Here is a 15,857-nt window from a genome sequence, read left to right as displayed (position 1 = left end):
GGCGGCCGGCCGCCCCCGGCCCGGCCTGCCGTGCTCCCGCCGGGGCGGGTAACCTCCAAGCCATGTCCCGCCATGTCGCCATCGTCACCGATTCCACGGCCTACCTGCCGGAGCGGGCGGTGCGACAGCACGACATCGTCCTAGTGCCGCTGACGGTGGTCATCGGGGACCGTGCCTGGGAGGAGGGCACCGAGTTCTCCGCCCGGTCCCTGGCCGAGGCGCTGCGCAAGCGCCGCCCCGTCACCACCTCCCGCCCGGCCCCCGAGGTCTTCGCCGCCACCTACCGGCGGGCCGCCGAAGCGGGGGCCGAGGGCATCGTCTCCCTCCACCTCTCCTCCGAACTGTCCGGCACCTACGACGCGGCCGTGCTCGCCGCCCGGTCGGCGCCGATACCGGTCCGGGTGGTCGACACCGGGATGATCGCCATGGCCCTGGGGTTCTGCGCCCTGGCCGCCGCGCAGGCCGCGGCGGCGGGCGCCTCGATCGACGAGGTGGTGGCCGCGGCCCAGAAGCGGGCCGAGGGGAGTTCCGCCTACTTCTCCGTGGACACCCTGGACTACCTGCGGCGGGGCGGTCGGATCGGGGCCGCCCAGGCCCTGTTCGGTTCCGCGCTCGCGGTGAAGCCGCTGCTCCAGCTGGTCGACGGGCGGATCGAGCCGCTGGAGAAGGTGCGCACCTCGGCACGGGCGATCGCCCGGCTGGAGGAGATCGCGGTGGAACGGGCGGGCGTCATCGGCCCGGTCGACATCGCGGTGCACCACCTCGCCGCCGGGGAGAAGGCCGCCGGGCTCGCCGAACGGCTCCACGAGCGGCTGCCCGGACTGGGCGAGGTGCCCGTCAGCGAGGTGGGCGCGGTGATCGGGGCGCACACCGGGCCCGGGCTGCTGGGGGTCGTGGTCTCCGCACGGCCCGGTGGGGCCTGAGCCACCCGCATCCACTGACTCGACGTCAACTCGGACGTGGGGGATTCGCTGGAACGAGTGGCGGAGTTATCCACAACGGGCCGGTGATCCCCGGGATTTGTTCATGATCACCGAGAGTGACGGGGAATGCCTACCGTCGAGGGCATGGACCTTCGACCGCCCGCCCGCCATCCCTCCGGCCCTTCCGGCACCATGCCCGGCACTGCTCCCGGCGACCCGTCACCACCGCACCCGCCCCCTGCGGACGGCCGGCCCCTCGGACGCCTGAACCGCGGCGCACTGTCCGTACGGGAACGACTGCCGCTCTGGCTCCGCACGCGCTGCGCACTGGAGTGGCGCGGGCTCGTCGCCCTCACCGTGGTGCTGGTCCTCGCGGTCGGGCTGGCCGTCCACCACTTCCGGGACGGTCGGCCCCAGCCGGTGCGGGTCCCCGAGGCGGTGGGCCCCGCGCCCCCGGAACGGACCGCGCCCGCCGCCTCCGCGACGCCCCACGGGCGCCGGGTGGTGGTGGACGTCGGGGGCGAGGTCCGACGACCGGGCGTCCTGCGGCTGCCCGTGGGCGCCCGGGTCGCGGACGCGCTCCGCGCCGCCGGCGGCGTGCGCCCCGGGGCCGACCTGACGGGCCTCAACCGGGCGCGGGTCCTCGTCGACGGCGAGCAGGTCGTGGTCGGCGCGCCCCCGACCGGACCGCCACCGGGCGCCGCGGGCACCACCATGCCCGGCGGCTCCGGGCCGACCGCACCGACCGGCCCCGTCCCGCTGAACACGGCGACCGCCGAACAACTCGACGCACTGCCCGGGGTGGGCCCGGTGCTCGCGCGGCGCATCATCGACCACCGCGAGGCGCACGGCGCCTTCCGGAGCGTGGAACAGCTGCGGGAGGTGACCGGGATCGGCGAACGCCGCTACGCGGACCTCAAGGACCTGGTGCAGCCGTGAGGACGGTCGGGCGCGCCCCCTCGTCGGGTCGACCGCCCCCCGCGGCGGCCCACTCGACGACGAACCGGACGGACCCCGCCGACCTGCGCCTGGTCCCGGCCGCGCTCACCGTCTGGGCGGCCACCGCCTGGGCGTTGGGGGCACCCTCCGGTCACCCGGCCCGGGTAGCGGTCGGCGCACTCGTCGGAGCCGTCCTGCTGCTGCCCCTGCGCCGCCGCGGCTCGCCGCGCACCCGGCGGGGGCACCCGACCGGTGCGCTGGTCCTGCTGTGCCTGGCGGCGTCCACCACCACGGCCGCCCTGCACGCGGCGGACGTGCGGCGCGGCCCGGTACCGGAGCTCGCGGCCCGCTACGCCACCGCCACCGTGGAGTGGGAGGTGACCGCCGACCCCCGCCCGGCGCGGGAACGGTCGGCGGGCGGGGGACCGCCGCCCCTGCTCCTGGTGGACGCCCGGGTGGTCCGGGTGCGCGGCCCGGACGGCGCGACGACCGCCACCCGGACCCCGGTGCTGGTCCTCGTCGACGCGGGCCGGGAGCGGGAGCACTGGCTGGCGGTGCTGCCCTCCAGCCGGCTGCGGACCACGGCACGGCTGTCGCCCCCCTACGGGGACGGCGTGGACGTCGCCGCCGTGCTGCGGGTGGACGGCAGCGGGGGACCGCACCCGGTGGCGGGCCCCGGCACGGTGCAGCGGATCGCGGGGCGGCTGCGCGCCGGGCTGCGGGAGGCGACCGCGCAACTCTCGCCCGATGCACGGGCGTTGCTGCCCGGGCTGGTGGTGGGCGACACCTCGCGCATCGGTCCCGAACTGCGCGAGGCGTTCGAGGCCACCGACCTGACGCACCTGTTGGCGGTCAGCGGCGGCAACTTCGTGATCCTGCTGGCGCTGCTGATCGGCCCGCCCGGCACCGCGCAGTCGGCCGAGCGCCGCGGCCTCGCACCGAGGCTGGGCATCCCGCTGCGCACCACGGCGGCGCTGGCCGCGGCGCTGAGCCTCGGCTTCGTCGTGGTCTGCGGGCCGGAACCCAGCGTGGTGCGGGCCGCCGCCTGCGGGGGGATCGCCCTGCTGGCGATGGCCACCGGACGGCGCCGCTCGCTGCTCCCCGCGCTCGCGGCAGCCGTGTTCCTGCTGGTGCTGTACGACCCGTGGCTCTCCCGCAGCCCCGGATTCCTGCTCTCCGTCCTCGCCACCGGGGCCCTGCTCACGGTGGCGCCGCGGTGGAGCGCGGCCCTGCGCGACCGGGGCGTGCCCGGGCGGCTCGCCGAGGCGGTGGCCGCCGCCGCTGCGGCGCAGGTGGTGTGCGCTCCGGTGGTGGCGGTGCTCGCCGAGCGGGTCAGCCTGGTCGGAGTGCCGTGCAATCTGCTCGCCGAGTTCGCGGTGGCCCCCGCCACGGTGCTGGGCTTCGGCGCGCTGGCCCTCTCCTGGGTCCTGCTGCCGTGCGCCGAGGCGTTGGCCTGGTGCGCCGGGTGGCCGGTGGAGTGGATCGCCGGGGTCGCCCGGGCGGGGGCGTCGCTGCCGGGCGGGTCGATCGCCTGGTCCGGCGGCTGGCCCGCGGCGCTGCTCCTGGTGGCGCTCGCCCCGGGGGCGGTGGCGCTGGCCGGCTGGGCGCTGCGGTACCGCTGGCTGGCGTTGGCGTGCGTGCTGGTGTCCGTGGTGGCGGTGGTGCGTCCGGTGCCGCTGACCCGCTGGGTCACGGGCTGGCCGCCGCCCGGGTGGCGGCTGGTGATGTGCGACGTGGGCCAGGGCGACGGGCTGGTCCTCGCGGCGGGGCGGGCCACCGGCGTGGTGGTGGACGCGGGGCCCGACCCCCGGCGCATCGACCGGTGCCTGCGGAGCCTGGGGATCACCCGCGTTCCGTCGGTCCTGCTCACGCACTTCCACACCGACCACGTGGCGGGACTGCCCGGGGTGCTGCGGGGCCGCGAGGTGGGCGTGATCGAGACGACGGGACTCGCGGAGCCGGCCGCCCAAGCCGCCGCGGTGCGGCGGCTCGCCGCCGCCCGGGGGGTGCCACTGCGCCAGGCGGTGGCGGGGGAGCGCCGCCGGGTCGGGCCGGTCGACTGGGAGGTGCTGTGGCCGCCGCAGCCCGGTGCCGGCACGGTCGCCCTCGAACCCAACGACGCGAGCGTGACCCTGTGGGTGCGCAGCGGCGGGCTGCGGATGCTGCTGCTGGGCGATCTGGAGCCGCCCGCGCAACGGGCCCTGGCCCGGGGGCCGTTGTCCACCCGCCCGGCCCGGGCGGACGTGGTGAAGGTGGCCCACCACGGGTCGGCGCACCAGGACCCGGAGTTGCTCGCCCGCACCGGACCGCGGCTGGCGCTGATCTCGGCCGGCGCGGACAATCCGTACGGGCATCCGGCGACCCGTACCCTCACCGCCCTGCGCGCGGCCGGGGCCACGGTGCTGCGCACGGACCGGGACGGTTCGGTGGCGGTGGTCGGCACCGGGGACGGCACGGCGGAGGTGAGTACGACCGGCCCCGGACCGTGAGCCGTGAGCATTGCGCGAGGGAAGGCGGTGCGAATGGTCGGATGAAAGTGGAGACGGGCGACATAGCCCGGTCTGAACTGGGATTTCCCGGAGAAGTGGAGGTATGGGTAAGAGAGTGTGGAAGGTCGGTGAGTTTGCTTCGCAAGGAGCGAAGGTGGTCGAATGCCTTTCCGGTTGAACGTCGAGTGACGTCATACGATCATGGGGTGTTTCGGGCATGCTGGGCCGTTGGCTGGGAAACCGTAAGAACGCACGAGGGGTTTCCCCCGTCTCGGCGGTCCCGGTGCCCCCATCCGCCGGCGTCCTGAGCTGCCGGGTCCTCGACCTGGTGAACGAGCCCGTGCGGAACGCGGAGCTGACGGTCACCGACGCGGTCGGACGCCCGGTCGTCAGCGGTGGCACCGACCCCTTCGGCCAGTTCGTGGCGACCGTGCCGGTGGGCGACTACCGCGTGGTGGTCGAGTCCGAGGGGTACACCCCCTACCGGGGGAGCGCCACCGTCCCGGAGGGCGCCCACGTCCCGGTCGGCGACGTGCTGCTCCAGCCGGTGCCGCCGCAGGCGCTGCCCGGCGCCGGAGACTGGACGATCGATCCGACCCACTCCTCCGTCGCCTTCACCGCGCGCCACATCGGACTGGCACGCATCCACGGCCGGTTCAACACCTTCGCCGGCGCCCTGCGGATCGGCGAGCGGATGGAGGACTCCGCCCTGCACGTGGTGATCGACGCGGCCTCCATCGACACCAACGTGAAGATGCGGGACGACCACCTGCGGTCGGGGGACTTCCTGGACGTGGAGCGCTTCCCCACCCTGGAGTTCTACAGCGACCGGTTCGTCCACCGGGGCGGCAGCCGCTGGCACCTGGTGGGTGCGCTGTCCCTGCACGGCGTGACGCGCACGGTGACGCTGGACACCGAGTACCTGGGCCTCGGCAACGGCATGGAGGGCGAACCCCGGGCCGCCTGCCGGGCCACCACCGAACTGCACCGCGACGACTACACCATCACCTGGCAGACCATGCTGGCCCGGGGCATCGCGGCGATCGGCCCCAGCATCGAGGTCGCCCTCGACATCCAGGTCGTGCCCAAGGGCTGACGGCGACCGGCCCCCGCCGGCGCGGGGGCCCGCCCCGGTGCCGGACAATGGCCGGGTGAGCGACGTGAGACACGTGCTGGTGCTGCCCGACCGGGACGCCGCGGAGGAGGCGGCCGAGGCCCTGGCCGAGCGGTTCGGGGTGCGCGAGGAGCCCCAACTCGTCCGGGACGCCCTGGCCGGGGAGGACGACGCCGAGGACGCCCAGTGGCTGGTGGTGGTCGAGGACCCCCAGGGCCGGCTCGACCCGCGGGGCCTCGACGACTTCGCGGCCGAGTGGGAGGGCTGGCGCGAGGAACCCTGACCGCGTCCGCCGCCGGACCGGCGCCCGTCGCCGTGCGCCGGGGAGCGTCAGTGGGACGTGGGATGCTTGGGCGTGATGGCCAAGAAGACCGCAACCGACGATCCGCTCGCCCCCGTCACGCTCGCCGTGGGCCAGGAGGACCTCCTCCTCGACCGCGCGGTGCAGCAGGTGGTGGCCGCCGCGCGGGCCGCGGACGCCGACACGGACGTCCGCGACCTCACCTCCGACCAACTCCAGCCCGGCACCCTCGCCGAGCTCACCAGCCCCTCGCTCTTCGCCGAACGCAAGGTCATCGTCGTCCGCGGCGCCCAGGACCTCTCCGCCGACAGCGTCAAGGAGCTGAAGGCGTACTTCGGTGCGCCCGTCGAGGAGATCACCCTGGTGCTGCTGCACGCCGGCGGGGCCAAGGGCAAGGGGCTCCTGGACGCGGCACGCAAGGCCGGCGCCCGAGAGGTGGCCTGCCCGAAGATGACCAAGCCCGCCGACCGGCTGGCCTTCGTCCGCGGCGAGTTCCGCGCGCTGGGCCGGTCCGCGACCCCGGAGGCGTGCCAGGCGCTGGTGGACGCGATCGGCAGCGATCTGCGGGAGTTGGCGTCGGCGGCGGCCCAACTCGTCGCGGACGTCGAGGGCACCATCGACGAGGCGGTCGTGGGCCGGTACTACACCGGCCGGGCGGAGGCATCCAGCTTCACGGTCGCCGACCGGGCCGTCGAGGGGCGGGCCGCGGAGGCGCTGGAGGCGCTGCGCTGGTCCCTGTCGACCGGGGTCGCCCCGGTGCTGATCACCAGTGCGCTGGCTCAGGGGGTCCGGGCGATCGGCAAGCTCTCCTCGGCCCGCGGCGGCCGGCCGGCCGACCTCGCCCGTGAGCTGGGCATGCCGCCGTGGAAGATCGACCGGGTCCGTCAGCAGATGCGCGGCTGGACCCCGGACGGGGTGGCGGTGGCGCTCCGGGCGGTCGCGGAGGCCGACGCCGGGGTCAAGGGCGGTGGCGACGATCCGGAGTACGCCCTGGAGAAGGCCGTGGTCGCGATCGCCCGGGCGGCCCGCTCCCGCCGGAACTGAGAAGCCGTCCGCGCACGCCGAGGGCCCCGCACCGCGCCTGGGGAAGGCGGGGTGCGGGGCCCTCGGTCCACGATGGTGATCCGGTACCCGCGTGGCGAACGCAGGCCGCGTACCGGTTCGAGGTGCCGGACGGGAGCGGAAGAGAGGGCCCGCTGGGTCCCCTCCGGCGTCAAGTCGATGCGGCGGGTCGGGTGCGTGACGGTGTCACGACCCGGTCCGTACCGCGGTCCCGGGCGTGGGGGCGGGCCCCACGCGCACGGTTCAGCCCTTGAGGGCGGCGACCTGGGAAGCCAGGGCCGACTTCTTGTTGGCGGCCTGGTTCTTGTGGATGACGCCCTTCGAGACGGCCTTGTCGAGCTTGCGCGAAGCCTCGCGCTGCGCGGCGGTGGCCTTCTCGACGTCGCCGGCGGCGACGGCCTCGCGGGTGCGACGGATCGCGGTCTTCAGAGAGGACTTGACGGCCTTGTTGCGCAGCCGGGCCTTCTCGTTGGTCTTGATCCGCTTGATCTGGGACTTGATGTTCGCCACGAAGGAGCCTTTTCAGGTTCAGAGGCGAGCACGGGACGGGACCCGCACGCGCCGGTGATGTCTTTCGTCGGTGACGCCACGGGCCGGGGCCGTACGGGACGGTCGGACCGGGGTGCCGCGCGGACCGCCGGGACTCCGGCGTTCCGCCTCGTGTCCCCGGCCGAGAGGGCAGGAGACACAGCGGCCCAGGCTACCAGTCGGCCCGCGGGCGGCCCAAACCGGCCGCAGTCCGCCACCCATGGGACGATGGGGGCTACGTAACGATCCGAGCCGAGGCGTGAGAAGCCTCAAGAGACAGGACCCTGCGTGCCCGCGACCTCTCAGCATGTGCCAGAGCCCAGCCGTACCGCCCCGGCTCTGATCCGCAATTTCTGCATCATCGCGCACATCGACCACGGCAAGTCCACGCTAGCCGACCGCATGCTCCAGCTCACCGGGGTGGTCGAGCAGCGGCAGATGCGCGCCCAGTACCTCGACCGCATGGACATCGAGCGGGAGCGCGGCATCACGATCAAGTCCCAGGCGGTCCGACTGCCCTGGGCGCCGACCGAGGGCCCCGACCTGGGGACCACCCACATCCTCAACATGATCGACACCCCGGGACACGTGGACTTCACGTACGAGGTGTCCCGCTCGCTCGCCGCCTGCGAGGGCACCGTCCTGCTGGTGGACGCCGCCCAGGGCATCGAGGCGCAGACCCTCGCCAACCTGTACCTGGCGATGGAGAACGACCTCACGATCATCCCGGTGCTCAACAAGATCGACCTGCCGGCCGCCCAGCCGGAGAAGTTCGCCGAGGAACTGGCGAACCTGGTGGGCTGCGACCCCGACGACGTCCTGAAGGTCTCGGCGAAGACCGGGGTGGGCGTCGACGCCCTGCTCAACCGGGTCGTCGCCGAGGTGCCGCACCCGGTCGGCGTCGCCGACGCGCCCGCCCGCGCGATGATCTTCGACTCGGTCTACGACTCGTACCGCGGCGTCGTCACCTACGTCCGGGTCATCGACGGCCAGCTCAGCAAGCGCGAGCGCATCCGGATGATGTCCACCGGTGCCACCCACGAGCTGCTGGAGATCGGCGTCAGCTCGCCCGAGATGCTGCCCGCGGACGGGCTGGGCGTGGGCGAGGTGGGCTATCTGATCACCGGCGTGAAGGACGTCCGGCAGTCGAAGGTCGGTGACACCATCACCAGCCAGCACAAGGGCGCCGAGGAGGCCCTGGGCGGCTACAAGGACCCGAAGCCGATGGTCTTCTCCGGTCTGTACCCGCTGGACGGCTCCGACTACCCGGACCTGCGCGAGGCGCTCGACAAGCTCCAGCTCAACGACGCCGCGCTGGTCTACGAGCCGGAGACCTCCGCCGCGCTGGGCTTCGGCTTCCGCGTCGGCTTCCTCGGGCTGCTGCACCTGGACGTGGTCCGGGAGCGGCTGGAGCGGGAGTTCGGCCTCGACCTGATCGCGACCGCCCCCAACGTGGTCTACCGGGTGACCATGGAGGACGGCACCGAGCACGTGGTCACCAACCCGAGCGAGTTCCCCGAGGGCAAGATCGACGAGGTGTCCGAGCCGGTGGTGCGGGCCACGATCCTCGCGCCCAGCGAGTTCATCGGCTCGATCATGGAGCTGTGCCAGGCGCGGCGCGGTGTGATGCTCGGCATGGACTACCTCTCGGAGGACCGGGTCGAGATCCGCTACACCCTGCCCCTCGCGGAGATCGTCTTCGACTTCTTCGACCAGCTGAAGTCGAAGACCCGCGGCTACGCCTCCCTCGACTACGAGCCCACCGGCGAGCAGACCGCCCAGCTCGTCAAGGTGGACATCCTGCTCCACGGCGACAAGGTGGACGCCTTCTCGGCGATCACCCACAAGGACCAGGCGTACGCCTACGGGGTCCGGCTGGTCGCCAAGTTGCGGGAGCTCATCCCGCGGCAGAGCTTCGAGGTGCCGGTGCAGGCCGCGATCGGCTCCCGGGTGATCGCCCGGGAGACCATCCGCGCCATCCGCAAGGACGTCCTCGCCAAGTGCTACGGCGGTGACATCTCCCGGAAGCGCAAGCTGCTGGAGAAGCAGAAGGAGGGCAAGAAGCGGATGAAGATGGTCGGGTCCGTGGAGGTCCCCCAGGAGGCGTTCATCGCCGTGCTCTCCAGCGACGACGGCGGCAAGGCCAAGAAGTGAGCTGACCCGCACGACGGCGTCCCGCGACGGGCCCGTCGCCACGGTGACGTGGCGGCGGGCCCGTCGCCACGTCCACCGGCCGCACCTCGCCGGACCCCGGCGGTCCCGGCCGTGTCCGCACCGATCGAGAACCGTTACCGGCCGGCGCGTCCGGCCCCTTACGCAGGGGGAACGTCCGTCCTAGTCTGATCACTGCCCGGTAGTCACTTGTGAGTCAAGCAGGCAGTCACCCCCAGCCGCACCAGCCGCACACAGTTCGGACGCACCACGCACTGTCGCGGGCCCGGAGGACGTCGTGAGCGACAACCAGACCCTGATCGAGAACCGGCCGCCCTCGGTGGCCCACCTGTTCCAGGACCGCGTCGAACGGACCCCGGACGCCGAGGCGTACCGGTATCCGGTGCCCTCCGCCTCCGGTCGGGGGCCCGACGAGTGGCGGTCCCTGACCTGGGGGCAGACCGCCGAACGGGTGTACGCCATCGCCGCGGGGCTCGTCGACCTGGGCGTGGCGCCCGAGGAACGGGTCGCACTGATGTCCGCGACCCGGGTGGAGTGGATCCTCGTCGACCTGGGCATCCTGTGCGCGGGCGCGGCCAACACCACCGTCTACCCCCAGACCACCGCCGCCGAGGCGGCGTACATCGTCGCCGACTCCGGCAGCCGGGTGCTGGTCGTGGAGAACGTCGAACACCTCGCCGCGGCCCGGGCGTCCCGCGCGCACCTGCCCGAACTGGCCCGTGTCGTCCTCGTCGACGCCGAGGGGTACGCACCCGACCCGGACGACCCCGAGGGCTGGGTGCTGACCCTCGCCGAACTGGAGGCCCGGGGCACGACCCTGCTCGCCCGGCGACCGGAGGCGGTCCGGGACCGCGTCGCGGCGATCACCGCCGATCGGCTCGCCACCCTCATCTACACCTCCGGCACCACCGGCCGCCCCAAGGGCGTGCGTCTGCCGCACGGCAACTGGTCGTACCTGGCCAAGGCCATCGCCGGGACCGGCCTGGTGCGCGAGGACGACGTCCAGTACCTGTGGCTGCCGCTCGCCCACGTCTTCGGCAAGGTGCTGCTCTCCTGCCAGATCGACCTGGGTCACGTCACCGCGGTGGACGGCCGCATCGACCGGATCGTCGAGAACCTGCCGGTGGTCCGGCCGACGTACATGGCCGCGGTGCCCCGGATCTTCGAGAAGGTCTACAACGGGGCGGCGGCCAAGGCCCGGGCGGGCGGCGCCGCCAAGTACCGGATCTTCCAGTGGGCCGCCGCCGTCGCCCGCGAGTACGCACGCGCCTCCCAGGACGCCCTGCGCCGCACCGGGCGGGCCGAGGTCCCGCTCGGACTGCGCTCCCGGCACAAGGTGGCCGACGCCCTCGTCTACGCCAAGCTGCGCGAGGCGTTCGGCGGTCGGCTGCGCGCCTGCATCTCCGGGTCGGCGGCCCTCGCCCCCGAGATCGGGTACTTCTTCTCCGGCGCCGGCATCCACGTCCTGGAGGGCTACGGCCTCACCGAGTCCTCCGCGGCCTCCTTCGTCAACCGGGCCGGGACGTACCGCACCGGCACGGTCGGCAAGCCCTTGCCCGGGACCGAGGTGCGGATCGCCGAGGACGGCGAGGTGCTGTTGCGCGGCCCCGGCATCATGGCGGGCTACCACGGGCTGGACGAGAAGACCGCCGAGGTGCTGGAGAGCGACGGCTGGCTGCACACCGGGGACATCGGGGTGCTCTCCGAGGACGGGTACCTGAAGATCACCGACCGCAAGAAGGACCTCATCAAGACCTCCGGCGGCAAGTACGTGGCCCCGGCCGAGATCGAGGGTCGGCTCAAGGCGCTCTGCCCGTACGTCTCCGCCGTCGTGGTGCACGGGGTGGACCGCAACTTCTGCAGTGCGCTCGTCGCCCTCGACGAGACGGCGATCCTGGGGTGGGCGGCCGAGCGCGGCCTCGCCGACCGCAGCTATGCGCAGGTGCTGGCCGAGCCGGCGACGACGGCCCTGGTCGAGGGGTACGTCGACGAGTTGAACCGGGATCTCCAACGCTGGCAGACCGTCAAGAAGTTCCGCATCCTGCCGCGCGATCTGGACGTCGAGCACGGGGACCTGACCCCGAGCCTGAAGCTGAAGAGGCCGGTGGTGGAGCGGGAGTTCCGGCACCTGCTGGACGAGATGTACGCGGGCACGAAGGAAGCCTGAACGCGCCCGGGGCGCACGGCGGAACCGACGGCGGTCGGTTGCTACCGTGCGCCCCCTGTGTGTGCTGTGCTTCCGACTCCGGCGCATCCCCGTGCTCGGGGTGCCCTCGCTCCCTGCGGTCGTGCTCCCGCCCAGGGGTTGAATCCCCGGGCCCGGGCCGCCCGCCGGAGTCCCGGCGGGGCGACCGGAGACACCCTGCGGTGCTGCTGGTCCCCGCATGATCGGCTCCCAAGGGCTTCCGCCCGGGCGGGCGAGCGTGTCCGGGGTACGCCGTTCGCGGTAGCCGGTTCGCCGGCCGTGCAGGGGGTGTCCTCGTCCTGTCGAGCGCATCTTGCTCCACCGTTCGGGGTGACCCAGTTCGGTCACTCGGTGCGTATGGGCACGGTCGGTCTGTCACCCTGTCCTTGTCGCCCGAGGCACATTCGTCCGAAGTTCCCAGCAGCCGTAGGAGTGGGGTCCGTTCCGATGCGACGGGAGAGCACGGTCCGTGCCGGAGTGGCCGGAGCCACCGGTGTACGTCGAGCAAGGGGGCGCGCGGGCGCGCGCGTGGCACGCACGTCACTACCAGGGAATTCCTTGGCGCCCTCGGCCGCGCGGGTGTTCGCCCGTGAGGTCCTCGGGCGGTGGGCCCGTGACGGTGCGGCCGAGGAGGGCGGGGAGGCTCCGGAGGGCCTACCGCCAGCACCCGGGATACCGGACCGTCTGGTGCAGGACGCGACCCTGCTGGTCAGCGAGTTGGTGACCAATGCCGTCGTCCACGCCGGCACTGACGTGGGGCTGCTCTGCCGTTGGGAGGAGCACGCTCCGGAGGACGTCGACGCGTTCGACGCCCGGGACGACCGGGACCCTTCGGAACGCCGGGGTGACCCGGAGGACCGGGACGACCGGGACACCGTCACCCAGGGCCCGCCCCGCGCCGAGGCCCCGCATGCACCGGCGCACGCTCCCGCGCATGCGGAGGTCCCCGCACCGGACGCCGATCCCCTGCCGGGCCCGGCCCCCGCGTCCGAAGCCGCCGGGGACCCGGACGCTCCCGGCGCGCACCCGCCCCGGACCGTCGACGGACGGGCCGCCGCGGACGGTCCGCAGGCACGGGGCGCCCTGGTGATCGAGGTCTCCGACCTGCACCCCGCCCGCCCCATCAACGGCGCCACCGCGGCCCGCACCAGCGACGCACCCGAATACGGCCGGGGCCTCCAACTCGTCGCCCGCCTCGCCACCGCCTGGGGCGTGACCTACCGGCCCGGCACCAAGACCGTGTGGGCCCGTCTCCCCGCCCGCCCCCGCGGCTTCGGCCTGCCCGGCGCCCTCGCCGACGCCCGGGGCACGGTGGACGAGGTGGCCATGCCCGGCTACGAGGCGGTGGCGGGCTACGGAGTGATGGCCGGCTCCCCGCCCGAGGGCACCCGCCCCACCGGTCCCGGCTGGGCCGCGGTGCCCGCGGCCGGTGAGGACGGCACCTCCGGCCCGGCCGGCCCGCTGCCCTCCGGCCCGGCGCTCACCCTGCCCCCGCGCGCCGCCGACGCCACCCTGTGGGCGCCGGGCGGCGAACCCGACTGGGTGGGGCGCGGCGCCCTGTCGTTCCTGGCCGAGGCGTCCGAACTGCTCGCCGGGCAACTGGACGAGGACCTGGTGGCCACGCTCGCCGGTCAGCTCCTGGTGCCCCGCCTCGCCGACTGGTGCGCGGTCTGGCTCAGCGACGAGGCCGACCGGACCGGTTCAAGCTCCGGCACCCTGCCCCCGGGCCACCACCGGCTGGCCCGGGTCTGGCACGGCAGCGAGGACCGGATCGAGGAACTGCGCCGGGCGCTGGAGAAGGAGCCCCCGGTGCTCACCGGCGACCCGCTGCGCACCGGCGGCGTCCCGGTGCGCTGGCCCGGCGCCGCGCTGGGGTCCGGCGAGTCCTTGGGCGCCGCCGTGGCCTTCCGCCTGGTGGTGGCCGGCCGTCTGCTCGGCACCCTGCTGATCGGACGCTCGGGGCTGCTGCGCTTCCCCGACGAGGTGACCGGCCTGGTCGAGGACTTCTGCCGCCGGGTCGCCCTGGCGATCGGGGCGGCCCGCCAGTACACCCGGCAGGCCACCATCAGCCGGGTCCTGCAACGCGGCCTGCTGCCCAGTTCGGTCGCCGAGATCCCGGGCATGCGCAGCGCCCTGGTCTACGAACCGCGGGAGCGCGGCGGCCCCGGCGGGGACTTCTACGACGTGTTCCCGGCCGGCCCGGGCCGCTGGTGCTTCGCCCTCGGCGACGTCCAGGGCAAGGGACCGGAGGCGGCGGTGGTGATCGGGCTGGCCCGGCCGTGGCTGCGGCTGCTGGCCCGCGAGGGGTACGCGGTCGGCGAGGTCCTCGACCGGATCAACCGCCTGCTGCTGGACGACGCCACCGAAGCCGCCGAGGCGGGGGCGCGGGCGCTCGCCGGCGCCGAGGGCGGCCCGCTGCCGCCCGAGGGCTTCATGCCGCGCTTCCTCACCGCGCTGTACGGGGAACTGGTGCCCACCCCGAACGGGGTCCGCTGCACCCTGGCCTCCGCCGGCCACCCGCTGCCCCTGGTGCTGCGCCCGGACGGGGAGGTGTCCGTGGTCAGCCGGTCCCAGGTGCTGCTGGGCGTGGTCGAGGACGCCACCTACCGGGCGGACTCCTTCGTCCTCGCGCCGGGCGACACCCTGCTGTGCGTCACCGACGGGGTCACCGAACGCCGCAGCGCCGACCGCCGGCAGTTCGACGACGGGGAAGGGCTGACCGTCGCCCTCGCGGGCTGCGCCGGCCTCTCCGCCGACGCCATCGCGGCCCGGCTGCGGGGGCAGGTGCACGCCTTCGGCGACGAGGCCCCGGAGGACGACCTCGCCATCCTGGTCCTCCAGGCCGTGTGACGGGACCGTCCCCCGACCGGTGCGGGCGCACCGCCGGGACGGGGGACAATGGGTGCATGCCTGCCGTACTCCCCGAGGGCGAGGCCGTGCCCGAGACCGGGGCGCTGCCCGCCGATGCGCTCGTCGGCGCCGCCGACCGGCCCCTCGGGTTCTACCTCCACGTCCCCTACTGCGCGACCCGCTGCGGGTACTGCGACTTCAACACGTACACCGCCACCGAGCTGCGCGGCACCGGCGGCGTCCTCGCCTCCCGGGACAACTACGCGGCGACCCTGGTGGACGAGGTCCGCCTGGCCCGCAAGGTGCTCGGCGACGACCCCCGGCCGGTGCGGACCGTGTTCGTCGGCGGCGGCACCCCCACCCTGCTCGCCGCGGACGACCTGGTGCGCATGCTCGCCGCGGTCCGCGACGAGTTCGGGCTCGCCCCCGACGCCGAGGTCACCACGGAGGCCAACCCGGACTCCGTCGACCCGGCGTACCTGGCCGCGCTGCGCGAGGGCGGCTTCAACCGGATCTCGTTCGGCATGCAGAGCGCCCGCCCGCACGTCCTGGAGGTGCTGGAGCGCACCCACACCCCGGGCCGGCCCGAGCGCTGTGTCGCCGAGGCCCGGGCGGCCGGCTTCGACCACGTCAACCTGGACCTCATCTACGGGACCCCCGGCGAGTCGGACGAGGACTGGCGCGCCTCCCTGGCGGCGGCGGTCGGCGCCGGCCCGGACCACGTGTCGGCCTACGCGCTGATCGTGGAGGAGGGCACCCGACTGGCCCGGCGGATCCGCCGCGGCGAGATCCCGATGACCGACGACGACGTGCACGCCGACCGGTACCTGATCGCCGAGGACGCCCTCGCCGCCGCCGGCTACACCTGGTACGAGGTCTCCAACTGGGCCACCTCCGAGGCCGGCCGCTGCCTCCACAACGAGCTGTACTGGCGGGGCGCGGACTGGTGGGGCGCGGGCCCCGGCGCGCACAGCCACGTCGGCGGGGTGCGCTGGTGGAACGTCAAGCACCCCGGCGCCTACGCCGCCGCGCTGGCCGAGGGGCGCTCCCCGGGCGCCGGCCGGGAGCTGCTGTCGGCCGAGGACCGGCGGGTGGAGCGCGTCCTGCTGGAACTGCGGCTGAGCGAGGGCTGCCCGCTGGACCTGCTGAAGCCCCGGGGCCGGGCGGCGGCCGACCGCGCCCTCGCGGACGGGCTCCTCGAAGCCGAGCCGCACCGCCGCGGCCGGGCGGTGCTGACCCTGCGGGGACGCCTGCTCGCGGACGCGGTGGTCCGGGACCTCGTGGACTGAGGACA

At 74.4% G+C, this 15,857-nt stretch carries 11 protein-coding genes; 10 read left to right on the top strand and 1 reads right to left on the bottom strand.

Annotated elements, in window-relative coordinates:
* Positions 1–62: 62 nt before the first annotated feature.
* The 6 genes from ABT092_RS01965 to holA all read left to right on the top strand — a co-directional run bounded on the left by ABT092_RS01965 (position 63) and on the right by holA (position 6,810).
* Complete coding sequence (locus ABT092_RS01965) at positions 63–923, top strand: DegV family protein (RefSeq protein ID WP_351238696.1); 861 nt, start codon at positions 63–65, stop codon at positions 921–923.
* A 144-nt stretch (positions 924–1,067) separates the two neighbouring features.
* Entirely contained in the window at positions 1,068–1,862 is a 795-nt protein-coding gene (locus ABT092_RS01960; protein WP_351238694.1) for a ComEA family DNA-binding protein, read from the top strand.
* A complete protein-coding gene (locus ABT092_RS01955) occupies positions 1,859–4,351 on the top strand; it encodes a ComEC/Rec2 family competence protein (protein WP_502968370.1) in 2,493 nt (830 codons plus the stop codon). The genes ABT092_RS01960 and ABT092_RS01955 overlap by 4 nt, the downstream gene beginning before the upstream one ends.
* A gap of 217 nt (positions 4,352–4,568) precedes the next feature.
* Positions 4,569–5,447 (top strand): YceI family protein, encoded by an 879-nt coding sequence (locus ABT092_RS01950; RefSeq protein ID WP_351238692.1) that lies wholly within the window; start codon positions 4,569–4,571, stop codon positions 5,445–5,447.
* Between the two features lie 55 nt (positions 5,448–5,502).
* Positions 5,503–5,748: a hypothetical protein gene (locus ABT092_RS01945; protein ID WP_351238690.1), complete on the top strand. Its 246-nt coding sequence runs from the start codon at positions 5,503–5,505 to the stop codon at positions 5,746–5,748.
* Positions 5,749–5,823: 75 nt separating this feature from the next.
* Positions 5,824–6,810, top strand: coding sequence for a DNA polymerase III subunit delta (gene holA, locus ABT092_RS01940; protein ID WP_351238688.1), 987 nt, complete (start codon positions 5,824–5,826; stop codon positions 6,808–6,810).
* A gap of 261 nt (positions 6,811–7,071) precedes the next feature.
* On the opposite strand, the gene rpsT is transcribed toward holA, so the two are convergent.
* The gene (rpsT, locus tag ABT092_RS01935; protein ID WP_351238686.1) at positions 7,072–7,338 is read right to left on the bottom strand and encodes a 30S ribosomal protein S20; all 267 of its coding nucleotides are present in this window, start codon (positions 7,336–7,338) and stop codon (positions 7,072–7,074) included.
* Positions 7,339–7,644: 306 nt separating this feature from the next.
* Here rpsT and lepA point away from each other — a divergent pair, with 306 nt between their 5' ends.
* The 4 genes from lepA to hemW all read left to right on the top strand — a co-directional run bounded on the left by lepA (position 7,645) and on the right by hemW (position 15,852).
* Entirely contained in the window at positions 7,645–9,510 is a 1,866-nt protein-coding gene (gene lepA / locus ABT092_RS01930; protein ID WP_351238684.1) for a translation elongation factor 4, read from the top strand.
* A gap of 295 nt (positions 9,511–9,805) precedes the next feature.
* Positions 9,806–11,695: an AMP-dependent synthetase/ligase gene (locus ABT092_RS01925; RefSeq protein WP_351238682.1), complete on the top strand. Its 1,890-nt coding sequence runs from the start codon at positions 9,806–9,808 to the stop codon at positions 11,693–11,695.
* Between the two features lie 576 nt (positions 11,696–12,271).
* On the top strand, positions 12,272–14,563 hold the full coding sequence (locus tag ABT092_RS01920; RefSeq protein WP_351238680.1) for a SpoIIE family protein phosphatase: 2,292 nt from the start codon (positions 12,272–12,274) through the stop codon (positions 14,561–14,563).
* Positions 14,564–14,619: 56 nt separating this feature from the next.
* The gene (gene hemW / locus ABT092_RS01915) at positions 14,620–15,852 is read left to right on the top strand and encodes a radical SAM family heme chaperone HemW (protein ID WP_351238678.1); all 1,233 of its coding nucleotides are present in this window, start codon (positions 14,620–14,622) and stop codon (positions 15,850–15,852) included.
* Positions 15,853–15,857: the final 5 nt, after the last annotated feature.

It is taken from the genome of Streptomyces sp. NPDC002490 (genome assembly GCF_040296045.1).
Taxonomy (GTDB): Bacteria; Actinomycetota; Actinomycetes; order Streptomycetales; family Streptomycetaceae; genus Streptomyces.
The sequence above is the reverse complement of the archived record's forward strand: the minus strand, read 5'-3'. Positions and strand labels throughout refer to the sequence as shown.